This window comes from Halobacillus andaensis, assembly GCF_014636475.1.
GTDB lineage: Bacteria > Bacillota > Bacilli > Bacillales > Halobacillaceae > Halobacillus_A > Halobacillus_A andaensis.
The window spans coordinates 134,212-157,495 of record NZ_BMEL01000003.1 but is presented as its reverse complement, the minus strand read 5'-3'; the positions used below and the strand labels follow the sequence as shown (position 1 = coordinate 157,495).

At 39.7% G+C, this 23,284-nt stretch carries 20 protein-coding genes; all 20 read left to right on the top strand.

The window, feature by feature from the left end:
- Window positions 1–2: 2 nt before the first annotated feature.
- The 20 genes from IEV27_RS12060 to IEV27_RS11965 all read left to right on the top strand — a co-directional run bounded on the left by IEV27_RS12060 (window position 3) and on the right by IEV27_RS11965 (window position 23,284).
- Window positions 3–194, top strand: coding sequence for a helix-turn-helix domain-containing protein (locus IEV27_RS12060; RefSeq protein WP_188377753.1), 192 nt, complete (start codon window positions 3–5; stop codon window positions 192–194).
- A gap of 2 nt (window positions 195–196) precedes the next feature.
- Window positions 197–448 (top strand): hypothetical protein, encoded by a 252-nt coding sequence (locus tag IEV27_RS12055; protein ID WP_188377752.1) that lies wholly within the window; start codon window positions 197–199, stop codon window positions 446–448.
- A 72-nt stretch (window positions 449–520) separates the two neighbouring features.
- On the top strand, window positions 521–904 hold the full coding sequence (locus tag IEV27_RS12050; RefSeq protein ID WP_188377751.1) for a hypothetical protein: 384 nt from the start codon (window positions 521–523) through the stop codon (window positions 902–904).
- Window positions 901–1,494 carry a kinetochore Spc7 family protein gene (locus IEV27_RS12045; protein ID WP_188377750.1) on the top strand — a complete coding sequence of 198 codons (594 nt, stop codon included), beginning with the start codon at window positions 901–903 and terminating at the stop codon, window positions 1,492–1,494. The genes IEV27_RS12050 and IEV27_RS12045 overlap by 4 nt, the downstream gene beginning before the upstream one ends.
- A gap of 2 nt (window positions 1,495–1,496) precedes the next feature.
- Window positions 1,497–1,715 (top strand): hypothetical protein, encoded by a 219-nt coding sequence (locus IEV27_RS12040; protein ID WP_188377749.1) that lies wholly within the window; start codon window positions 1,497–1,499, stop codon window positions 1,713–1,715.
- Between the two features lie 311 nt (window positions 1,716–2,026).
- A complete protein-coding gene (locus IEV27_RS12035; protein WP_188377748.1) occupies window positions 2,027–2,746 on the top strand; it encodes an eS7 family ribosomal protein in 720 nt (239 codons plus the stop codon).
- Between the two features lie 683 nt (window positions 2,747–3,429).
- A complete protein-coding gene (locus tag IEV27_RS12030; protein WP_188377747.1) occupies window positions 3,430–4,518 on the top strand; it encodes an NAD(P)/FAD-dependent oxidoreductase in 1,089 nt (362 codons plus the stop codon).
- A gap of 441 nt (window positions 4,519–4,959) precedes the next feature.
- Window positions 4,960–5,712, top strand: a complete 753-nt coding sequence (locus IEV27_RS12025; RefSeq protein ID WP_188377746.1) for a hypothetical protein — start codon at window positions 4,960–4,962, stop codon at window positions 5,710–5,712.
- 227 nt (window positions 5,713–5,939) lie between these two features.
- Window positions 5,940–6,704 (top strand): ion transporter, encoded by a 765-nt coding sequence (locus tag IEV27_RS12020; protein ID WP_188377745.1) that lies wholly within the window; start codon window positions 5,940–5,942, stop codon window positions 6,702–6,704.
- A gap of 111 nt (window positions 6,705–6,815) precedes the next feature.
- Entirely contained in the window at window positions 6,816–7,625 is an 810-nt protein-coding gene (locus tag IEV27_RS12015) for a DUF2935 domain-containing protein (RefSeq protein WP_188377744.1), read from the top strand.
- Window positions 7,626–7,750: 125 nt separating this feature from the next.
- Window positions 7,751–8,347: a YpjP family protein gene (locus tag IEV27_RS12010; protein WP_188377743.1), complete on the top strand. Its 597-nt coding sequence runs from the start codon at window positions 7,751–7,753 to the stop codon at window positions 8,345–8,347.
- Window positions 8,348–8,568: 221 nt separating this feature from the next.
- A complete protein-coding gene (locus tag IEV27_RS12005) occupies window positions 8,569–10,083 on the top strand; it encodes a tagaturonate reductase (RefSeq protein ID WP_188377742.1) in 1,515 nt (504 codons plus the stop codon).
- 14 nt (window positions 10,084–10,097) lie between these two features.
- Window positions 10,098–11,522: a glucuronate isomerase gene (uxaC, locus tag IEV27_RS12000; RefSeq protein ID WP_188377741.1), complete on the top strand. Its 1,425-nt coding sequence runs from the start codon at window positions 10,098–10,100 to the stop codon at window positions 11,520–11,522.
- Window positions 11,523–11,543: 21 nt separating this feature from the next.
- A complete protein-coding gene (locus IEV27_RS11995) occupies window positions 11,544–13,034 on the top strand; it encodes a UxaA family hydrolase (RefSeq protein ID WP_188377740.1) in 1,491 nt (496 codons plus the stop codon).
- 18 nt (window positions 13,035–13,052) lie between these two features.
- Entirely contained in the window at window positions 13,053–13,700 is a 648-nt protein-coding gene (locus IEV27_RS11990) for a bifunctional 4-hydroxy-2-oxoglutarate aldolase/2-dehydro-3-deoxy-phosphogluconate aldolase (protein WP_188377739.1), read from the top strand.
- The gene (locus IEV27_RS11985; RefSeq protein WP_188377738.1) at window positions 13,693–14,682 is read left to right on the top strand and encodes a sugar kinase; all 990 of its coding nucleotides are present in this window, start codon (window positions 13,693–13,695) and stop codon (window positions 14,680–14,682) included. The genes IEV27_RS11990 and IEV27_RS11985 overlap by 8 nt, the downstream gene beginning before the upstream one ends.
- Window positions 14,683–14,755: 73 nt before the next feature.
- Window positions 14,756–15,616 carry a sugar phosphate isomerase/epimerase family protein gene (locus IEV27_RS11980; protein WP_188377737.1) on the top strand — a complete coding sequence of 287 codons (861 nt, stop codon included), beginning with the start codon at window positions 14,756–14,758 and terminating at the stop codon, window positions 15,614–15,616.
- A 48-nt stretch (window positions 15,617–15,664) separates the two neighbouring features.
- Entirely contained in the window at window positions 15,665–19,774 is a 4,110-nt protein-coding gene (locus IEV27_RS11975) for a right-handed parallel beta-helix repeat-containing protein (protein WP_188377736.1), read from the top strand.
- A 389-nt stretch (window positions 19,775–20,163) separates the two neighbouring features.
- Window positions 20,164–21,477 (top strand): MATE family efflux transporter, encoded by a 1,314-nt coding sequence (locus tag IEV27_RS11970; RefSeq protein WP_188377735.1) that lies wholly within the window; start codon window positions 20,164–20,166, stop codon window positions 21,475–21,477.
- An 85-nt stretch (window positions 21,478–21,562) separates the two neighbouring features.
- Entirely contained in the window at window positions 21,563–23,284 is a 1,722-nt protein-coding gene (locus IEV27_RS11965) for a cache domain-containing sensor histidine kinase (RefSeq protein ID WP_188377734.1), read from the top strand.

The following is a 23,284-nucleotide window of genomic DNA, read 5'->3' as shown; positions in this document are numbered from 1 at the left end:
TTATGACGGGGGAGCAAATAGCACTCGCTAGGAAAGCTAAAGGATGGACGCAGCTTAACCTTTCTATGAAAGTGCCTCTTTCAAGAGAATGCATATCTAAGTATGAATCAGGTGCACGAAAGATTCCACAAGACGTAATTTTACTAATGGAAGAGCTATTTGAAAAGCATGGTTTATTTATTAAGGAGGATTAGTAATGGATCAAGATACCTCACAAGCCTGGGAGAATCTCATAATTAGCTTGATAAATGCTACTAATTGCTACGATGTTGAATGTTCAGGAAAGGGAGCTATGGACGTGTGGAGTGAATTGTTAAGTAGTTTATCAGCAGAGACTTTAAAAGACTTAACTACTAAATTCAGTGATACAGAACCACAAGGGTTATTAAGTGATGTGAGGACGGCTGTATATGAAGAAATTGAGGAACGAAGCAATATTTTGACATAGATTCATAATCTCAGTCCAGGAAGATTCTTCTCCATTAAAAGAATATATGGGGGTGGTTTTATTGGAGAAAATATGAGTTATGTAATAGCACCTAATGAATACCTGAAATACTATGGTTACAATATTATAGAAAGGAAAATTGGATTTAATTTATTGCAGCTGCATTACTTGAATACTGGATCGTATGAGAGAGGGATTCGTTCACAATATATAGATGATGAGGGAATCCAGTATAACGGAATGCGAACGGATCAGTTAGCCATTTGGATTATTGAAGGGAAGGAAGCATGTATTGAGAATGTATCATTTTATCATGGCGTGCTAGGGGTGCAGAGGGTGAATACAAGAGAAGATCTAGAGCGTTATATTGATACAAGTAAATTGTCAGATCGAGAAGTTCAAACGTTATTACTACAGGTGAATGATACCAATAACAGGGGGATGAAGCATAAATGACAACAGTTCAGGAATTCTATAAATTTAAGAAAAATGGTAAAGATCGGATAGAGGAGTTAGAGAAGAAAATTAAAGATGGGGAAAAGCACTTACCTATAATGAGAGAGCAATACAAGCAATTAGTTTCTGATGGAGATGATAATAAAGCGGATAATTTATATCCTCAGATAAAAGAGCTGGAAGAAAGTCTAGAAGCAAATAGGTATAAGCTTTCTACAGTTAAAGAGGTTAATTCGAATGTTATAAGAGAGAAAGCTGGGGAGGTAGTAAAGCAGGCTCCTGCCATCTTGAATAAACATCAACTGTTAATAGATGATTTTGTAAAAGAACTGCAAGCAGATCGACAAGAATACGCTCAAAAAGTATTAAAACTCTATGATTTAAAGAGTGATTATGAAAGTGAAATAAGGAAATATGAAGGTATTTTCAACATGATTGATTGGGATAAATCCGAGCTTAATAAATATGGCGGCCATCAAGTTAGAGCAGTGTTAGATCGCTACTTTCATGGTGGGGAATTAAAATTGCATATCAATGATCTTGCTATAACAGCAAACAGCTTTAACAGTATCGCTAAAGGAGAGGTTTAATAATGAGTATTGACGTAGATAATGTAATCCAACAAATCCTAAAAGAAAGCTATCTTGATGATAAGACCTTAGAGGTAATACGTACTTCCCTGAATGAAGCTAATGAGGAAACAAAAAATAATAAGGAAGTCATTAAAGCTATCAATGAAGTAAAGGATGAGGTTAAAGAAAAACCAAAAAGCCGCTTAGAAATGGCAAGGAATGCTCGTATTATTAAGTAAATATAACGAGGGGATGGGAGGTGTTTCAAAACACCCCCTCTTTTTATTTGGATAAATGTAATGGAGTACTTTCCGTGTATTTACAAAACAAACGAAACAAACACAAAACAACCCGAATACTTGATTAAAGTGGCTTCATTACAAGAGTTGTGACTTTAAAACGCTCCTAAAAAGGGTGCAGCAAAAGGAGCGTTTTGCACTCATTTAATAATGTTTGATGCTAACAAAAGCTAACATTCTTATGCTTAATTTTGTAGGAAGGAGAGTATTGGTATAATTAAGGTGTTGTCACTATTAAGAGGAGGAATTAAATGAGTGTAGGTATAATTTTAAAATTTGTAGATAGCCAGTTTACTGAATCTACTTTAGATGGAGAGTTATTCTTTTGTCGTAGTGGATATTTTATAGATTTGGAAAAAAAAGAAAACAATAAAGGAATTGGAGATTCAAGAGAAGGTTCTTGGAGTGATAAAATGGGTGACAATAGTATGATATTAATAGAAACTGAAAATGGTGAGAAAATACCGCCTTTAATGGTAAGTTCTGGAGCATTTTTTAGAAGCTATGAAGGAATTAGAGGTATACCTATATGTTGCTTTGTTTACTTAACAATGGAGAATGACTTTTATGAGGAAAATGGGTTCAGAAAAATCAAACCTGAAATAGTTGATGAACTAGAAAAACAGTTTGGTGACAAAGATGTAATTTTTATAAATCCATCTCAATTTGCTGAGCGTCTTGATAAAGCTATAAAGGATGCTGGTTTTTCTATGAAAAGGGGGTTAGTTCATTACTATGATGAACGGAAAGAACCTCATCCTCTTGCTTTAGAGGACTATGAAAAAGATCCAGCAGATGCTTTATTCTATAAAAGAAAGTCTTTTGAATTTCAAAAAGAATTTAGAGTGGTTCTTAAGAGTATAGAAGAAAATGATGTGTTCATAAATTTAGGAGATATAAGGGATATTGCAAGGAAAATTGATAAGGATAAAATATCTACTTTGAGAATGAAGAAGGTTAATTACGAGTAAAACTGTTAGATCCTTACATGAATACTGAAATTCAATGCGAGAATATTACTTGTACGATTATTACCATACAATTAGAAATGTTGGAAAATGTGAGAGTGAAATTATATATAGTGACTCTGGCGCTGTCCCCTTAATAGTTGCAAATGTGAGCAATGAATTAGTTTTATAGGCTGTTGAAGAATGTTGAATTACATACGCGCGTAGTTATGGGGATCGGCTGTTAAACTTAATCATCCTTACATTTCTTACACCCTAAAAGGAAACTTCTGTAAAAGAACAACCAGGATATTAGAGAAGGACATATTAAGAGATAGTTGTGGTAATAAAAATGAATGGAGACTATTGGGGACGACATGGGGACGATTTCACACATTTCGTCCCCAATAATATAAAATGAAGCAGACGAGATAATAAAGTAGTTACTGTTATATCAACAATAATAAGTCGAAACTGTTATAGTCATATGTATTAACTCACTCTGGCAGTGTAGAGGTCAGCGGTTCGAGCCCGCTATGCTCCACTAATAAAACCCTTGCGGCGCAAGGGTTTTTCTTATGTCTTTTTTTACTACCTGTCTCGCTCAACATAAAACATCAGTGGAATTTGCTGGTATTATTATGTGTATAGACCTTATCGCTAAGCACCATACTAAACCCAATCTAAACAAGAGGCGGGGTGTACATGTGAACATAGCGATCATGGGTGCAGGGCTATCAGGACTTGCTTGTGCTCTGACTTTGGAAAAATACGGATATGAAGCGGATATTTATGAAAAGCGGAGTATGGTCGGAGATCGTTTTGTCATTGCAGAGGCGATGTTTTCCATGTTTCATACACCGTTTGATGATGCGGTTAAATTTCTGTCTGAAAATCACGATATTCACCTTAAACCCTCAAGTAACATTCAAAAACTGTACGTTTATTCAGAGAAAGAAACTTCTTGCCTTGAAGGACACTTAGGCTTTACTAATATGAGGGGGAAGCATCCTGAATCTTATGAGAAGCAGCTTGCCAGCCAGCTTAAAGGCAGCATAACATATAATCAGAATGCTAGTTATGATGAGATTTCCAAAGGTTACACTCATGTGGTTATGGCTACGGGAGACGCGTTGGATACGAAGAAGTTACAGCCGTATGATGTAGCTTTCAAGGCTAGTTTTAGAGGGGCAGTCATTGAGGGGGATTTTGATAAGACCGAAGTCCATGTTTTTTTTAACAACGATTATGCTCCAAAAGGAATGGGGTATATACTTCCCCATTCTGATCAAGAAGCGACAATTGTATTAGTGTACCCTCAGTATCCAGAAAATGAAGGGCTGGACAAAGAGCAATTGTGGGGAAAGTTTTTAGCTGAATGCTCAAGAAGGCTGGATCAGGATTTTAAAATTATTAATGACTATTCTCTTGAAGATTATCGAATAGGAACTACAAAGACTGCAAGGATTGGGAATACATTTTTTGTTGGGAATTGTTGGGGAGCGATTAAGCCTGTTTTTGGTTTTGGACAATTCGAATCGATGCTGACGGGAATTTATGCGGCTCATGACATCGCTGGGATAGGTAGCTATGAGAAACTTGTTCAGCCTTTGTATCAGTCTTATCATGACTCTCTTACCCTTCGCAGAGCGATCGAAAAAATGGATAACAAACAATTGGACCGTCTCAATAAGTCATTAGACCATGCATTGGTGGCTGACTTGATTACGAGTAAAAAGATTAACTTATTTAAAATTTTGAGTAGAGTGCTCCATCCTTTCAGTCGGCAGACCTAGGGAGATAAGACGTATATATGGTGGAAACTTTTTTTGCACCGTAAAGAAACTTTAGGTACAGCATCCTAGTATTGTGAAGAGACCTGACCCTAGGAGAAAAGTTTGTGGTGATTCCCGCACAGAGAGAATTACCTAAACCTGTAAGTCTTATCATGGGGTTAATAGATAAACTGTGATACAATTAAAGTTATAGTCATACTATTCGCTGAAGTTTATTAGCATAGAAGTGACAGGAGTTTTAAAAAATATAGTCGTATGTAAATAGAAGCGTAGTTCAAGGATTGAGCTGCCAGTTTTGATATCAATGGACGCTTTCGGGAAGATGGGGAGCGTCTTTTTTGTTGGGCTGAAACAAGTAAGTCGTTCTGTTTTGGACGAATCGACTGATTTAATAAATACAGGTGGTAAGGTTTTTCGGTTTTCATAAGGAGGACTTCTCAAATGAAGCAAATCTATGCTTTTGAAACAAAAGAAGAATATGGCAAGTACCGAGATGTAATTGAAAGGTTTAGCGGGAAATTAGAAGAGTACCAACACATTTTGGAAGATAAATATTCCTTAACCAATTTACCAAAAGGAGTTGTTTGGACATCAGAAGATATAGCGACCACTGTATTTTCTGATCTTCCAGTCCCGGCCTATACGAATAGGGATGTCATTTATGTTTCACCTGATTTACCTGCGTGGCGAAAGTTACTAATCAACCAAATAGAGGAACACAACATTCCTGAAATTAAAAGTTTTTATGAGAATTGTTCCGAGGACTATTTATTTACGATATTGGCTCATCAGTTAACCAGGTATTCAAATGTATTCGTGGATAAAGATAAAGTTGAAAAAGTGGACAATAGTTGGTTCGAAGAAGGAATGTGTGAGTATTTATCGAGGAAATTAGTCTTAAGTGAAGAGGAGTTTAAAGAAATAACAACGATTGAATTGGAATTAGTGGAAGTTTACAAGGAGCAATATGGCACCCACTCTTTAGAAGAGTTCGGTAGAGGTGCTTATCAAGGGAATGACTTAATCAATAAAATGTTCGATTATTGGCGAAGTTACCTTGCCGTTGAATTCCTGGTAGAAGTTCGAGCGAATAACGATGTAGATTGGATTTTAAATGAATATCAGGATTGGGATCGAGAAGGTAGAGTTCTCCCTTTAACAGAACATTTTGAGATGGAAAATTTCTTTAATTAAAAACTCAACGCTTCTAATCAGTCAGGTATGATGAGTTCCATGAATGAATCGATACGAATCCGGTAAGTATCTGTGTTATGATGGTTTATAGGAATTAATCGAAACCCCTTGCGCAATGCAGGGGTTTTTACTATGAGTAAAGCTCTCAATAATTATGTGGTTGTGTGCGTTAATTGTTACTTATAATAAGCTTTACTCAAAACAGTCGATAGAAAGAGGGAAAGAAGTTGAAGCTGCAAAGTTTTATTGAACACCCCTTGTTTTCAAGGTTCATTTTAGCCATTATATTGATTAATGCTGTGCTTATCGGATTAGGCACTAATCTTTCTTTATACGAAAACTATGAAACTATTTTTTTAGGGCTGGATGTATTTATCCTGGCCATTTTCACAATCGAAATTGTCTTGAAGCTCTACGTGTATCGCCAGCACTTCTTTAAAGATGGGTGGAACATATTTGACTTTGTTATTGTAGCGGGAAGTTTAGTTTTATATAATACTCACTTAGTAAGTGTGTTACGGATTCTACGAGTGCTGAGGGTCCTTCGAACGATCTCCATTGTGCCTTCGTTGCGCAGGCTGACCGCAGCTCTATTCCTGGCTGTTCCTGCCATTGGCTCTGTCACGATTTTGATGGGGATTATCTTTTATGTGTATGCCATTATTGGAACAAACTTTTTTAGGGAGTTGGCTCCTGAGTATTTTGGCAGTGTTGGTTTAAGTACGTTAACTTTATTTCAGGTTTTCACTTTAGAAAGCTGGGCGAGTGGGATCTTTCGTCCGGTTTTCGCTGAAGTGGCGTGGTCGTGGCTTTATTTTGTGTCGTTTATTATTATTTCAACGTTCATCATTTTAAATTTAATTGTTGGTGAAATCGTAAATAATGCCCAAAAGCTCTCTGAACATTCTGAGCAAGAGAGTGAGGACACACGTAAAATAATGAAAGAGTTGAATGAGTTAAAGCAAATGATTAACGACAAAGAACATAAATGAATGATATAAAGACTAACCCTTTGCAGCCAATGCAAGGGTTTTTTTGTTATAAGCCCCTTGCCTTTCTACATATATTAGTAAAGTGTGTAGCTTATAACAGGGGTGAATTTCATGAAAAATTATGAGGAAAGTGCTGCATTTGAGCATTCTTTTTGGCTGCAGGTATTAGGGGACCATGCAAGGTTTATTAGGGACTCTTTGTATCCTGATGAACGGGAAGCGATTCACCAGGCGAAGAACTACGCGAAGACATTTAATGATTACTTAAATATGGTGAAAAGTGAAGATGCAAGCGATATACTACGGTTTACGAGGAATGTAAAAGATGTCGTTCATCAGTTCAAGCTATTTAAATTGTCACTCTTAGAGAGACAATTACAAGGTACCATTCGTATTCATTTATCTCCTACTTTTATTAATCATATGGTGAATGAGATAGAAGAGTATTTATTAGTCATAGACTATTTAGCTAGAGGGGAGGTGCCGCCGGTTTTTCATGAATTGCATCACCATATGCTGTGGTTGTTGGATGCCAGCGGTCATGCCGGTGCCATTAATGACGAATTGGATGGAGTAGAGAAGCGCTTAAAGAAAAAAAGTGATGAATTTGCGACACACTTTGAACAGTTTTATTTAAAAGCGGTTGAGTTAACGGGCTATTTGCGCACTAACCTTGAGAGTTTCCCAGCTTTAGCGAGATTTAACAATGACGTAGAAGTGGAGATGCAATTGTTTATGGGGTTCTTACATGAACTTGAAGAGATGGAATTATCCGAAGAGGTATTAAGTACATTCTCAGCTTTAATGGCAGATCATATGGCGAGGGAAGAATGCTATTATTTATATAAGCTTGCTGAATCTACCCAAGGAGAATATCCGGCATGTGACCCTGCAAAGCCAAGAATTGATCATCCTGACTAAGCATCCATTTACGCATGGATGCTCTGCTCTTATTGAAATCGATTTCATTTTTTCTAAACGAAGGATAGACATCTTCCATAAAAGTGGTAGAATTTAAATAGAGTACCTGTAAGGGAGCTATTTCTATGAAACTTTGGATTAGAAAAATATTCGTTGTCTTAATCGCTATCATGACTCTAGGTTTATACATTCCTCCTACAGACGTGGAGATGAATGCTTCTGAGAAGAAAGAGGTTTCTTCGAAAGAAGATCAAGCTGGGTTGAATTTTACGACGCAAGAGGCAGTGGAGCCTGAAGCTGTTGAATCGATTCAGGCACCTGACGATTATGTACATACTATAACAGAACAGGCAAAAGACCAGATGATTTCAAAAATGGGTCCTAAAATATTAAATAAAGTAGAAGATGACTTTGAAAAAGATATTTTCCCTAAAGTGGAAACTGCTATAGAAATGATCGTAAGTGATGCCGGGGAAGAGGAAGTTCCTTATTATGAAATTACAGAGGAATTGACGGCAGGATATGGAGAAAAGATTTTTACGATTTATGATGTTCGTACGAAAGAAGAGGTTGCTCGTTTCGATGTAAGACGTGACAATCGCCCGGGCGAAGGGTATTGGTTTAATTTTCATTATCACTTGAATGAAGACCAGTTTGAAGAACATCATTCGATTGGTGAAATTTACTGGGATAAAAACACGCCTCCTAAATGGATGTCATAAACGAAAGCACCTTTTCCTGACAAAGGAAGAGGTGCTTTTTCATTACTTATGAGTTTTTGAATTTTCAGATATAATTAAGATTTACCATTGACATTTACAGGTGAACTACATAAACTTATAAATAACAACGTTGTTACATTCCCTCTTTTCCCCAATAAATATTTTTTTAATCTAAAATAACAACGTTGTTATTTTTAAGCATAAGGAGTGTGATGACATTCATGCCTTCATTAAATAAAGCTAATGTTTCCGACCTGCCAAACATCAATCAAACAGATCAAACCTTAATCAATAAACAACTGCCTGAACGTGCGATCCAGTTTGGAGAAGGGAATTTCCTTCGTGCCTATATTAATTGGATGCTGCAGCAGATGAATAAGCAAGACTTGTTTAATGGAAGAACCGTTGCTATTCAGCCGACCCCTCATGGCAAGGTCGTGCCAAAGCTTAATAAGCAGGACGGACTTTTCACAACCATTCTTCAAGGAATTGAAGATGGGGAGGAGAAGCAGGACATTGAAATAAACTCCTCCATTTCAAGGAGCATTAATCCATACGAAGATTTGGAAGAGTTGTTAAAGCTAGCTGAATCAGAATACATTGAGTTTATTTTTTCAAATACAACAGAAGCGGGTCTTGTTTATATGGAAGAAGCCTTCCCTGAAACAGAATCCCCTCTATCTTTTCCCGGGAAATTAACGGCTTTACTTTACCGTCGTTTTACTTATCGAAATGGAGACCCGGAGTCCGGGTTTACAATCATTCCATGTGAGCTCGTCGAAAATAATGGAAACCTTCTTCAATCGATTGTTCTTCGTTTAGCAAAAGAATGGGAGCTGCCGGCAGCTTTCTGTGAATGGGTGGAAAATGATAATACCTTTTGCAATACGCTCGTTGACCGAATCGTCCCTGGCTACCCAAAAGATACAGTGGGGGACTGGGAGCAAAAATTAGGTTATAAAGACACGCTAATGGCCGTTGGAGAACCCTTTCACCTTTTCGTTATCGAATCAGGACAACCTTTAGAGAAGAAACTTCCATTTCAAAAAGCCGGGCTGAATGTGAAGTGGGATCAAGTAAAACCGTACCGTGATTTAAAGGTAAGCTTACTGAATGCCCCTCACACACTTCTATTTAGCGTAGGATTCATTTCGGGACTGAATACGGTGAGGGAAGTGATGGAGGATGAAGTGGTTTCTTCCTATGTTCGTCGAGTGATCTACGAGGATATACTGCCCCACCTTTCATTCAACCGAAAAGAGAAAGAGTCCTTTGCTGATTCCGTTATTGAAAGATTTCAAAATCCTTTCGTTAAGCACCAGCTGGCTGATCTAGGATTAAATGCCGTACAAAAATTAAAGAGCCGTGTTTTTCCATTATTGAATCAGCAAGGTAATGTTCCATCAACAATTAGCTTTTCTCTTGCTTCTTTAATTCACTACTACAAGCCTTACTCCATTCACGAGGGGCATTTTATGGGACTACACGAAGGCAGACAATATAAAGTCCGCGATAATGAAGTTGTTCTAGAAACATTCATTGATTTTTGGAGAAAAGATCAACACACCGAGGAAGACGTCGCAAGACTATTGAGTATTCAAAAGCTTTGGGAGCGAGATTTATCGCATCTTACTGAATGCGTCTTTGAATATTTTAAGAGCATTGATCGACAAGGGGCGAAAGCAGCGACTCAGCAAATGCTTGAAAACGTGTTACCAGTTGAAAATCAAAAGTAAAAGGATGGGATACGATGAAAAATTTTATGGATGAAACATTTCTATTAAACAGTGAAACGGCTGAACGATTGTACAACAATTATGCGAAGGATATGCCGATTATTGATTATCACTGCCACCTTAGCCCTAAAGAAATTTATGAAAATAAAGCGTATAAAACGATTACGGATATTTGGCTGGATGGCGACCACTACAAGTGGAGGTTAATGAGAGCCAATGGTATTGATGAGAATCTGATTACGGGCGATGCTGATCCTTATGAGAAGTTTCTGGCATGGGCTCGGACGGTACCAATGTCGATTGGGAACCCTGTTTACACGTGGACACACTTGGAATTGCAGCGATATTTTAATATTTATATCGCGCTGAACGAAGATACAGCACCAGAGATTTGGGAGCGCGTGAATGAGCAGTTAAACAAAGAAGATTTCGGTGTTCGTGACTTAATTAAAGCTTCAAATGTAAAAGTAATCTGTACGACAGATGATCCAGTCGATACGTTGGAATATCACAAGCAGCTTAAAAACAGTGATTTTGAAACGCACGTGCTGCCTAGTTTCCGTCCAGATAAAGGGCTTGAAATTAACCGAGAAGGCTACCTGAGCTGGGTCGAGAAACTAGAGGAGGCTTCAAGTGTTTCCATTAATAGCTATGAAGACTTTCTTGCTGCTCTCGATGCACGGGCTAAGTACTTCCACGAGGTCGGGGGAAGAGTTTCTGACCACGCTTTAGATGAAGTGGTCTACGAAGCAGCGACGATGGAGGAAGTTTCTAAGATTTTCAAAAAAGCGAAAAGTGGTGAAAAGGTCAGCCAATTAGAAGAAGCAAAATATAAATCGTTTACATTAACCTTTTTAGGTCACATTTATGCGGAACTTGGCTGGGTGATGCAGTACCACATTAGCGCACAGCGAAACAATAATACGAAGATGTTTCATAAATTAGGACCTGATACAGGGTATGACAGTATGAATGACGGACAAATTGCACAGCCGCTTTGTCAGTTGCTGAATGCGCTCGACCAGGAGGATGCATTGCCCAAAACCGTTCTTTACTCTTTAAATCCTAAAGATAATCCAGTACTTGCGACAATTGCAGGGAGCTTTCAAGAAGGCGGCGTTCCAGGGAAAATGCAGTTTGGTACAGCGTGGTGGTTTAACGATACGAAAGAAGGTATGCTGGCACAAATGAAAACGCTTGCAGATATGGGCCTGCTCAGCCAGTTTATTGGAATGTTGACGGATTCCCGAAGCTTCCTATCCTATACGAGACACGAGTACTTTAGAAGAATCTTGTGTGATTTGATCGCTACATGGGTGAACAATGGTGAAGTTCCAAATGATGATGAGTTGCTTGAGCCGATTATTAAAGGAATCTCTTATAAAAATGCCGTGCAATATTTAGGATTTCAACAACAGTCCGAGTATCTGAAGGTGTAACGGCTGCGAGGAGGATAAACCGTGGAAGATTTTCTAAAGATTAATGAACACGACAATGTCGCGGTGGCACTCAAAGATTTGCCACAAGGGACGAGAATCAATGTGGATGACGTGGAAATTGAATTGAGTTCGAATATTCCAAGAGGTCACAAAATTGCACTTAAACCTATGGATGAGGGCACGGATGTTTTAAAATATGGCTTTCCCATTGGACATTTGAAAAAGGAAGTACAGCCTGGGGACTGGGTGCATACAGAAAATACGAAGACGAACCTGGAGGGCGTGCAGGAATATCAGTATGAACCAAATTTTTCTGAGAACCCTTTTAAAAATGAAAATTTAACTTTTCAAGGCTTCAACCGCCAGGATGGAAGGGTTGGCATTCGCAATGAGCTGTGGATCGTTCCAACAGTAGGCTGTGTGAATGGGATTGCTGAACAAATTATTAAGATCTTCCAATCTGAAGTCGGAGATATAGCCCCTTTTGATAACATCCAAGTTTTAAAGCATAACTACGGATGTTCGCAGTTAGGCGATGATCATGTCAATACGCGGACGATTTTAGGTAATGCTGTGAAGCACCCGAACGCAGGCGGAGTTCTCGTTTTAGGACTCGGCTGTGAGAATAATAGCGTGAACGAATTTGAACAGTCCTTAGGTGATTACGATCAAAGCAGGATTAAGTTTCTTACTTCTCAAGATGTGATGAATGAGATGGAGGAAGGTGTCAAACTGCTTCATGAAATCTATCAATCGGCTAAAGATGATCGTCGTGAAGAAGTGCCGCTGTCAGAACTAAAAGTAGGACTAAAGTGCGGTGGATCAGATGGGTTTTCAGGAATTACGGCTAATCCACTTCTCGGACGGTTATCCGATTATCTCGTTGCTCAAAACGGAACGACCGTTTTAACAGAAGTCCCAGAAATGTTTGGAGCTGAGAAGCTGCTCATGGAGCGAGCCATAAACGAGGACGTCTTCCATAAAACGGTAGACCTCATTAACGACTTTAAACAATATTTCATTAAACATGACCAGCCGATTTATGAGAATCCGTCTCCAGGGAACAAGGACGGCGGCATTACAACGCTGGAGGATAAGTCGCTCGGCTGTACGCAAAAAGCCGGAACGTCCGTGGTAACCGATGTGCTTAAATATGGGGAAAGACTTGATACGAAGGGCCTGAACTTGCTCAGTTCTCCTGGAAATGATTTAGTCGCTTCAACCGCACTTGCGGCGGCAGGGTGCCAAGTTGTTCTTTTCACGACAGGCAGAGGAACGCCATTTGGCTCGTTTGTCCCGACGGTGAAAATTTCTACGAATACTCAAATCTATGAAAATAAAAAGCACTGGATCGACTTTAATGCAGGCAGCTTGCTTGAAGGGCAAGCACCAGATGAAGTTTTGCAAGATTTCATCAACTACATTGTCAGTGTCGCCAATGGAGAGCTTGTGAACAACGAGAAAAATGATTTCCGTGAGATTGCCATATTTAAATCGGGAGTCACGCTCTAACAAAGGAGGAACTATAGCATGGATCAGACGATGGACCAGCTTTTAAACAATAAAAAAATTATTGCCATTATTAGAGGCATCCCATCAGGCACGGGGCATGACGTTGCTCAAGCCTTATACGATGGCGGCGTACGATTTCTAGAAATTACCTTGAATACAGGAGGTGCCCTCGAAATGATTTCCGAACTCAAGGAAGCGTTTCAAGGAAAGTTACGTGTTGGGGCAGGCACTGTATTGAATGTGGAGGATGCTAAAGCTTCGATTGAAGCGGGGGCGGAATACGTCGTATCGCCTCATTTTGACGAAGAAGTCGTCACTTATTGTCTCTCCCAAGGTGTACCCGTATGGCCTGGCACGATGACACCGACGGAAATGATGCGTGCCACCAATTTAGGAGCTCCTGCGGTTAAAGTTTTTCCTGTTGGGGCACTTGGCGTGAAATATATTAAGGACGTTCGCGGACCGCTCAACCATATTAAAATGATTGCCACTGGCGGAGTGAATTTAGATAATATTCAAGATGTCATTACCTACGGAGTTACAGCTGTTGGCTTAGGAGGCAACCTCGTAAACAATCAATTGATTGCTCAAGGGAAGTACAACGAGATTACAGAATTAGCAAGAGCATATGCAGCTAAGGTAGAGGAGGTTGTTGTCCATGGGTAACTATGCTGATGTCGTTACAATTGGTGAAAGCATGGTTCTCTTTCAACCTTATAATGGGGGCGGAATTAAGTATGCCCCTCTTATATCTAAATCTGTAGGAGGGGCAGAATCTAACCTTGCGTTTGGGTTATCACGTTTAGGAAAACGTGTGAGGTGGATCAGCCGGGTTGGGAATGATCCGTTCGGTGAACTGATTCTATCCACACTTGCTGGAGAAGAAATCGATGTTTCTCATACGGAAAAAGACCCGAATGAAGCAACAGCTCTTTACTTTAAAGAAGCGAAAACTCCGGGAGATCCAAGTGTGTATTATTATCGAAGACATTCGGCTGCGAGTCAATTTTCTAAAGAGCATATTCAGCCGGAGTGGTTTGAACAGGCCAGACATCTTCACGTGACGGGAATTACTCCTGCTTTAGGGGAGAATACGGTGGAGTTTATGAAAGTAGCCATGCAGCAAGCCCGGGAGCAAGGATTAACGATTTCCTTTGACCCCAATTTGCGAAGAAAACTGTGGGATGACCAAACGGCTAGAGAAGTGCTGCTCGAATTAATTCCTCTATGTGATATCTTTTTGCCTGGATTGGAAGAGGCTGAATTCTTATTAGGTGAGCAGTCTGTGACCTCTTATGGAGCAGCTTTTCTGAAGATGGGGCCAGCTGTGGTAGCTATGAAACTAGGTGAACAGGGCTCAGTTGGGTTTATGAAAAATGGAGTCTTTGAGGAAGAGGCTTATAAAGTGAGTCAGGTCGTGGATACGGTGGGGGCAGGAGATGCGTATGCAGCTGGTTTTCTGTCGGCTCTGTTAGATGAAGATCATTATTTAAGCGAGAATACTCTAGCTGAAGCTCTGCCAAAAGCATTAAAGCGTGCAAATGTTACCGGAGCATTGGCTACTCAGTTTCACGGGGATTGGGAAGGCGCTCCGACGCTGGACGAGGTCAATCATCTCATGAACGATCATCAAGTGATTACTCGATAAGAATAATATAAGCCTTGCTTCAGAGATGAAGAGAAGGCTTATTAACCATTAAGAAAGAATGGAGGTTTTTGAAATGAGTGTAGGGGTACTGGCCCATTTATTTGGAAAGATGTCTTATAAGCAGACCGCTTACAAAGTGGGAGAGAAGGGATTTGACCATATACAGCTTGCCCTATGGAAAGCGTTTAATGATTATGATTTTAGCAACCCAGGGTTACTAAGTCCTGGACTCGCAGAAGACATTGGGGAGGAATTTAATAAGCATAATGTGTCGATTTCCGTTTTGGCCTGCTATCTTCACTTTTTTCATGAAAATGTTACTGTACGCCGGGAGAATATTGACCGGTTTAAAGAGCTGATTCGTCATGCGAAGTTTTTCGGTGCACCTATGGTCGCTTGTGAGGTTGGGAAACTGCAGTCTGAAGAATGGACAGGGGATGAATGGTTAATTTTAAAGACGACGCTTGAGGAACTGGTGGAAGAAGCGGAAAAGTGGGGGGTGTATATCGGTATAGAACCCGCAAATGACCATTTAATTGGAAATGCTAAGTCTTTAAAGTACATGCTTGAGGAAGTGCCGTCATCGAACATTGGCGTCGTGTTGGACCCAGGTAATCTCATGCATGCGACTAATTTTTTCAATCAAGATGAAGTGATTAGAGAAGCTTTTGATCTGTTGGGATCACGAATTATTGCCTGTCATGCAAAGGATCGAATCCTTGGAGAAAATGGCAGAATCGAAACCGTTGTTCCAGGCAAAGGTGATTTAAATTATGAGTTGTATATGGAACTGTTAGAACAATATAAACCGCAGGTGAAGATTATTATGGAAGCCGCTAAAGATTACCAAATGCTTGAGGCGAAAAGTTATATAGAAAAGGTTCGAGAACAGGCCAGAGTGAAGGCTTCAGTTACCCAAACATTAACAAAATAGATAAAGGGTTTTTTAGTGGGGGGCATTAAAAAAGGAGAGGTTTATTTTATGAAGAGATGGATGAGACATTGGGCGATCGCTATGATATTCGTCATGATTTTGACCAGTTTTAATATTTCGGCTTTCGCTCAAGAGGGGCCTGGTGAAGACTCCGAAGATTGGAAGTTTGGTGCTTTTGGATCAAATACGAGTGAAAGTAATAACCCTGAACCCACGTTTAATGATGATGGTTCTGTGACAGTAGAAGCGGCAGGTGGAAAAATAGCCAGCAGTGAAGAGGGGCTCTCCTATTATTATACGAAACTGCCAGCGGAAGCTAATTTTGAGATCAAAACGACGGCTTATGCTGATGCCTACAGCCCTGACAGCCAACGCTCTTTCGGGTTAATGGTTAGAGATGGAGTTGGGGAAAATGGGGACAGTGGAAAGCAAGCAGCTAACTATGTCGCCGTCGGTGCGTTAGATGATGCAATGAGGGGATTTTATAGTCAGGGGGGATTGAGTAAGCTCGATGTATTCTCAGAAAATACAGCTCCCGGTCCAGGCGAGACATATGACTTGTCTATTAAAAAATCAGGTGATACGTTTGTCATCACCTCAAATGGTCAAAGTGAGACCGTGTCATTAGATGAAGCCTTCTCAGACGACATTTATTTAGGGTTTTACGTGGCACGTAATGGAACAGTGACATTCAGTGATACGAATGTCGAGCAGTCAGCAGAGGTTTCTGATATAGAAGTGAATGCAGAGAATATGAAGACAGAATACTTAATTGACGAACCTTTAGATTTAGACGGACTAGAGGTTAAGGCAGTCCAGGAAGATGGCAGCACGGAGACGTTAACGGAGGAAGATTATATTGTTACAGGGTTTGACAGTAGTGAACCTGGTACAAATACCATAACAATCAGTTATAACGGCATTGAAAAAGAAATTGACTTAACCATTACAGAACTGCAGTTAACTGATATGTACATCAATTATTACCCCGCAAAAACGGATTATTATGTAGACGATCATTTTGACCCAGAGGGGCTGGAAGTGATCGGAGAATATGAAGACGGTTATCAGGAAGAAGTGTTGACGAGGGATCAGTACTCTTTTTTCATTGATGGTGAAGAAATGGAAGAGGGTGCGCAGTTAACGGAACCAGGGACTAAATCAGTCACTATTCAATCTACACAGGACTCTGACGTGTCCGCTTCATTTGACATTGAAGTCAAGGATGAACAGGTTTCAGCACTTGAGGTCATTCAAGTACCTACTAAAACTCAGTATTTTATAGGTGATGAGCTTGACCTGGATGGTCTTTCGGTCGAGGCAGTTTATAGTGAAGGAACGACAGAACGATTAACAAAAGATCAGCTTGATGTCTCTGAACTCGATACAAGTACAAAAGGTGACAAAGAAGTTACCCTGTCCTATAAAGGGCAAGAGACTACGTTTGTTGTGAATGTGAAAGAAAAAGAGTCAGAGGGAATAAAAGTTACCGATTATCCTAAGACGACATACGACCTCGAAGAAGAATTTGATGCGGAGGGGCTCGGAATTTCTAAAGTCTATGATAATGGGGATGAAGAACCTTTAGACGAGTCTGAATACGAGCTTTCTGCTTCTGAATTTAATTCTTCTGAAGAGGGTGTGTATCCAATTACCGTCACGCCTGCTGCAGAGTCAATTGAACCCATTACGTTTGATGTAACGGTTCGAGATCAAGGGGAAGTGGATTGGCAGACGATTCAATTCGGCCAGTCTACCGGTAGTGATACTAATTACATTACAGAAGAAGACGGGACAGTCCGAATTGTAGCTGAACCAGGGGCTGGTAAAATTACCGGTGACCATGATGGAATTACCTATTATTATACTGAGATTGATGCGGAAGAAGACAACTTTGAACTTTCGGCTGATATTAAAGTGAATGAATACGCGAAGAGTCCAAATCACGATGGGCAGGAATCGTTTGGCATTATGGCGCGTGACGCAATAGGGGAAGAAGATAACTCAAGTGTATTTGCGTCTAACATTGCTGCTGTCGGTGGCTTTAGCGGAGGAACTCAGGAAAAGAATGGAACCCAGCTGTTCATTCGTGATGGAGTAGAATCTCCAGATGGTGCTGGCAGCCAGGGAATCCAAAAGACGATGCTGAATGATGAGAAGCCTGAAGCAGGCAACACATACCCGGAACAGGATTATCGTTTAACTTTATCTAAAACGAACAGTGGCTACACTGGCAAGCTGAACGATGGGGATGAAGAGATTTTCTTTGAACCGGACATTTTAAATGTACAGGATTCCAAAATATATGTAGGATTTTATACAGCTCGGCTTGCTGATATTGAAGTGAGCAATATAGATTATTCAGTGACAGCTCAAGAAACGGACCCTCCTAAGGTTGAAGCACCTGAAGAGCCTGTTGTGCCTGAATTTAGTATAGAGTCCAGGAATAAAACGTCTGAATCAGAATATGACCTGCTGCTGGACTCCAACGTAGATGGTGTCGTAAGCGTTAAGCAGGGTAGTGAAGAAATTGTAAGTAATGAATCAGTTGAACAAGGAGAATTGACAAGTGTTCCAGCTGAGTTAGCCACTAATGATGATACGAATTTCAGCATTACTTTCCTTCCCGATGATACGCAGAATTTGACTTCATACGGGAAACAAGTCAAAAACTTTACCGTTTCGATGAAAACGTTCAATGAAGAGGGGGATATCCATGTCACCCCTTCAGCAGCAGGTGACGGAGACGGGACAGAGGAAAATCCGGTGGATCTCGATACTGCCGTAGAATATGTTCTGCCTGGTCAGAAAATCGTACTGAGTGAAGGCGACTATGTCCGGGACTCTAAATTGGAAATCGCAAAGTACAACGATGGAACAAAAGACAACATGAAATATTTAGTGGCAGAAGACGGGGCCCGCCCTGTAATCGATTTTGACAAAAGGTCTGAAGGTGTTGTACTTAGCGGTGATTATTGGCACGTTAAAGGAATCGACTTTGCTCGTTCTGCCGGTAACACAAAAGGATTTACCGTAGGTGGTAATGATAACATTGTTGAGGAAAGCCGCTTCTATGAACATGGTGATACAGGACTGCAAATCAGTCGTACTGACAGTGATGCACCAAAAGAGGAATGGCCTTCGAACAACTTAATTTTAAATAGTGAGTCGTTTGATAACCGTGATCCTTCCGATAACAATGCCGATGGATTTGCAGCCAAACTAACGTCAGGGGAGAACAATGTATTCCTTGGCTGTATTGCCCACCATAACATTGATGATGGCTGGGACTTGTATACAAAAGCAGGGACTGGTGCGATTGGATCTGTTTTAATTGAGGACAGTATTGCTTATGAGAACGGCTCCCTTACAGATGGTACGGTCGGTGATGGTGATAAGAACGGCTTTAAGCTTGGAGGAGAAGGGATTCATGTTCCTCATATTCTTCGAGATAGCTTAGCATTTAACAACGGAGCGGATGGAATTACTAGTAATAGTAACCCAGGTGTTATTGCTGAAAACAATGTTTCTTACAATAATGCCGGGCGAAACCTTTCCTTTACGACGTATTCCAATATTGAAGAAGATTTTACAATCGATCAATTTATTTCTTATCAAACGGATTATTCGGGTGCGGATCAATACCCAGAGGAAGCAGCATCTGATGAGAACTTCTTCTTTAATGGAAGTGTAAGTCAAAATGAATCAGGAACGGAATTAACAGATGATAATTTTGTGAGTCTGACACCTGATCTGCCTTACGAAAGAGATGAGAATGGAAACATTATAAAAGGAGGTTTCCTTAAGTTCCAGGTTTCTGCTGATGCCAAATGGGAGCCTGAAACTATTAAAAAAAGAGAAAAAGGGAAAAAGCATAATGATCATAGAGGACCGAAAGCTCAGGCTTATTTAACTCTGCAGGACGGATTTGAACTAGCCGATATAGATATAGAAACGGTTCAAGTAAATGGTGAACTTGAACCAATATCAAAGCAGATTGCTGACTTTGATGAAGATGGAACTGATGAATACGAGATCCAATTCTCACGTGATCAGTTAGCTTCGATTCTTCAAATAGGAGAGCAGGAAGTGGTACTTACAGGCAAGTTAAACTCTGGAGTTCCATTTCAAGCGGCTGCAGTGATTGAGGTGAAATAATCAAAAGAAGAGGGGGGGAGCCGAGCCCCTCTTCTTAACCTGTTGAACAAACATAGAAGGATATAATATGCGTTTACATGGTCCTTCTTTCGTGTTTTTGTCTGGTGAAAAGGAACAGGAAAAAGCGCCTCTTTCCGTGTGGCTTCTCTTGTCTGCTCGTTAAGCAGGAATTGTCATTTGTTCAGTTCCTTTGAGCTAGTGATCTATTATTGCAAAAGGGTTTTAGGAAACGGCGAGACTCCTATGGGAGATACGAATAAGGTGTGACCACGGAGGGCTTTAAAGTCCGAGGAGGCACACCATTCGCCCATGGAAAAGGGAGTTGTTTCCTAAAACCCTTTATTCTATTTTTTATAATGTGGTGGATTAAACAGAAAGAAGGAATCAACGTGAATGCTAGAGATGGTCGTTTAACTTACAAGCAGCTTAGTGCATTTTTTATCCCTTTAGGATTTTCTGCCAGTTTAACCTCCATTACGCATGTCATCATTAATGGAACATTAAGCCGAGGAGAAAATGCAGCTTTCATTATAGCTTGTTATGCCGTAGCCTTTGCTTTATTCGGGATTATTGAAAGGCCCATCATTGTATTTAGACAGACCTGTTCTGCTCTTGTTAAGGATATTCAGTCGTTTAAGGTGCTTTCTTTATTTATGATCTTTCCAATGGGCATCATTATGGGCTTTTGCTTGTTAATGGTCTATAGTTCGTTTGGTGACTGGGTTTATATAAACTTATTTAATGCGGATGAAAACATGGTGCACACGATTTCTGATACCTTTGCGATTATTTTGTTTGTTATTATTTTTTCAGGAATTCGCGGGATTTATCAAGGAATTATTATTAATCATTTGGAAACCAAGTGGTTGACGATCATGGTTGTCATTCGTTTAATGATCATGTTTCTTGTCGCCTACTTATTTGTTTATTTTGATTTTGTCACGAGTGCAAGTGGTGCGATTTTATTTTTAACGGGGATGTTCATCGAGTGCATCATTAGTGTTTGGAAGGGCCATCGGATTTTAAAAGAAGCTTATCATAAGCAAGTAACCAAGCTGCGAAAAGCGGAAATCGCAAACTTTTATTTGCCTTTAGCGTTTTATTTTGTAATTCAAACGATCCTCGTCCCTGTTATTTATATATTTTTAGCTAAAACAAATAATATTGAAATCGGAATTGCCTCCTTCGCTTTAGCCTTTAGCATTACCCAGATGCTGTTAAGCTTTTTCATGTATACCCATCAGCTTGTACTGCAGCTTTATGAAGAGAACAGGCAAAAGGTTATAAAGTTTATCGTTCTCATCAGTCTGCTTCCTACATTAACTCTTGTTGTTTTATGTTATACGCCAGTAGGATTCTGGTTTATGGAAGTAGTGATGGGAGCAGATGACGAGCTGGCGATGACAACAATTGCCGTACTGAAATTTTTTATGATCAAGACATTAGTCTTTCCATGGGTCGATTTCTTAAATGGATTCCTCATGCTGCACCGAAAGACGAAGCGGATGGCTGTCGCTCAAATCGTAAATTTAATGACAGTGATTGGGTCGGTGTCTCTTTTAGTTAACTATTTTCCATCGTGGAATGGCATAAACGGTTCCATCGCTGCTTCACTCGGTGAACTAGTTGGACTTGTTGTTGTATTAAGTGTGGTGTATAACATGAGGTCGCAAAAGGATAAAAAGGTAAGAGCTTCCGCTTAAAGACAAGCGTTATAGTAATAATTTACATTTAAAATTTAGAAAATTATGATATAATTCGATTTAAAAAGACAGGGGGAGGGAAATAATGAAGGTTAAGCCTTTTTATAGCAACTTCAAAATTAAAGATAAAATATTTTCTGTTTCTCTCCTCCTTTTAATGATTTTTGGTTTGCTGGGCCTGATCACGTATCATTACTTTACATCTTTATATGAGGAACGAATATATGATGAGTCCGCAGATATGTTACGTTTGTCTTCTTCTGTCGTTGATAAAGAGTTAAATATGATTGAGGACCTTTCTTTTCAAGTCAGTACCGATGGCGTGGTCCAAAGGTATATAGACACCATTAATAATGAAAAGTATACGTTTGAGGCTTATGAAACAGAAAGCCGCTTGCTTGAGCGGCTGCTTACCTACGCTTCCATCAGACGGTATATTTCTTCTATGCAAGTCATCGATCGATACGGTGAAAAGCACACGACGGGATTTGATACTGAAATTGAAAATGATTCATTAAAAATCAGAAGGCTTTTAGCCGACACTGAAGGGGCTAATGTATGGACCCCGGTGGACGGTGAAAATGCCATTTCATCTGCTCGTCTGATTAGAAAAAAAGAAAACCTCAGCTTACAGAACTTAGGAACGTTAATTATTTCAATCGATATGGATGAGTTTGTGAAAGAGACGCTTAATTTCTCCCCTGATAATAAGGATTTTGTTATTACGAGTGATAACGAAATATTCTACCAAAGTAATGAAGGAGAATGGGAAATTGAGGATTTTTCTAATGAAGGAGATGGAAGCGGTTACACTACAACCGAAATTGATGGCAAAGAATATTTATTGTCTTACTCTCACTCCCAGTTTTCCCAGTTAACCTATCATCATTTGCTTCCATATGACAACATTAGTAAGCAAACAGACGCCATAAAGCTTATCATGATTGTATGTTTCTTACTTATGCTGACTTTGACTATATTGTTAAGCAGGCGTGCCGCTAACAATATTTCCAAACCGTTAGAGTCTTTATCAGCCCGTATGAAAAAAGTGCAGGAAGGGGACTTCGATGAATCCATTCCTGAAGAGTATTACAATGATGAGATTGGAGAATTACACGATAATTTTCGTTTGATGCTTAATCGTATCAATGAATTGATTAAGGAGAATTATACGAAGCAGTTAATGATTAAAGAGACGGAATATAAAGCATTGCAAGCTCAAATCAATCCGCACTTCTTATACAATACGTTAGACTCGATCAATTGGCTGGCAAAGATTAATAAACAAGAAAAAATCTCTGTAATGGCGGATGCTCTTGGAAATATGATGAGAAATATTATTAGTAAGAAAGCTCCGATGATCACCATTAAAGAAGAGCTGGAGATCGTACGCAATTATATTACGATTCAAAAATATCGTTATGACCAGCGTTTGGTTTTTTCACTTGATATCCCAATGGACTATCACGAGAGTAAGATCCCTAAGCTCTCGATTCAGCCTATTGTAGAAAATGCGATTCAGCATGGCCTCGAAGAAATGATCGATGAATGTCGTATCTCCGTGGACATCACAGAAGTAGGAGAGGATCTAGAGATCACCGTAACCGATAATGGGCCGGGAATTGAAGAAGATAAGCTCGAAGGCATTTACCGTGGAAAAATTCATTCGAAAAGCTCAGGCATCGGGTTAAGTAATATTAATGAGCGGATAAAAATGATGTTTGGCGATGCTTATGGAATTACAATCGACAGCACAATTGGGGAAGGCACGAAGGTCAGAATTTTATTACCTTTTATGACGGAGTGA

What these genes read in the sequence shown, in the direction of transcription:
- IEV27_RS12060 (WP_188377753.1), top strand. Translation starts at nt 3, where the DNA reads ATGACGGGGGAGCAAATAGCACTCGCTAGGAAAGCTAAAGGATGGACG.
- IEV27_RS12055 (WP_188377752.1), top strand. Translation starts at nt 197, where the DNA reads ATGGATCAAGATACCTCACAAGCCTGGGAGAATCTCATAATTAGCTTG.
- IEV27_RS12050 (WP_188377751.1), top strand. Translation starts at nt 521, where the DNA reads ATGAGTTATGTAATAGCACCTAATGAATACCTGAAATACTATGGTTAC.
- IEV27_RS12045 (WP_188377750.1), top strand. Translation starts at nt 901, where the DNA reads ATGACAACAGTTCAGGAATTCTATAAATTTAAGAAAAATGGTAAAGAT.
- IEV27_RS12040 (WP_188377749.1), top strand. Translation starts at nt 1,497, where the DNA reads ATGAGTATTGACGTAGATAATGTAATCCAACAAATCCTAAAAGAAAGC.
- IEV27_RS12035 (WP_188377748.1), top strand. Translation starts at nt 2,027, where the DNA reads ATGAGTGTAGGTATAATTTTAAAATTTGTAGATAGCCAGTTTACTGAA.
- IEV27_RS12025 (WP_188377746.1), top strand. Translation starts at nt 4,960, where the DNA reads ATGAAGCAAATCTATGCTTTTGAAACAAAAGAAGAATATGGCAAGTAC.
- IEV27_RS12015 (WP_188377744.1), top strand. Translation starts at nt 6,816, where the DNA reads ATGAAAAATTATGAGGAAAGTGCTGCATTTGAGCATTCTTTTTGGCTG.
- IEV27_RS12010 (WP_188377743.1), top strand. Translation starts at nt 7,751, where the DNA reads ATGAAACTTTGGATTAGAAAAATATTCGTTGTCTTAATCGCTATCATG.
- IEV27_RS12005 (WP_188377742.1), top strand. Translation starts at nt 8,569, where the DNA reads ATGCCTTCATTAAATAAAGCTAATGTTTCCGACCTGCCAAACATCAAT.
- uxaC (WP_188377741.1), top strand. Translation starts at nt 10,098, where the DNA reads ATGAAAAATTTTATGGATGAAACATTTCTATTAAACAGTGAAACGGCT.
- IEV27_RS11990 (WP_188377739.1), top strand. Translation starts at nt 13,053, where the DNA reads ATGGATCAGACGATGGACCAGCTTTTAAACAATAAAAAAATTATTGCC.
- IEV27_RS11985 (WP_188377738.1), top strand. Translation starts at nt 13,693, where the DNA reads ATGGGTAACTATGCTGATGTCGTTACAATTGGTGAAAGCATGGTTCTC.
- IEV27_RS11980 (WP_188377737.1), top strand. Translation starts at nt 14,756, where the DNA reads ATGAGTGTAGGGGTACTGGCCCATTTATTTGGAAAGATGTCTTATAAG.
- IEV27_RS11975 (WP_188377736.1), top strand. Translation starts at nt 15,665, where the DNA reads ATGAAGAGATGGATGAGACATTGGGCGATCGCTATGATATTCGTCATG.
- IEV27_RS11965 (WP_188377734.1), top strand. Translation starts at nt 21,563, where the DNA reads ATGAAGGTTAAGCCTTTTTATAGCAACTTCAAAATTAAAGATAAAATA.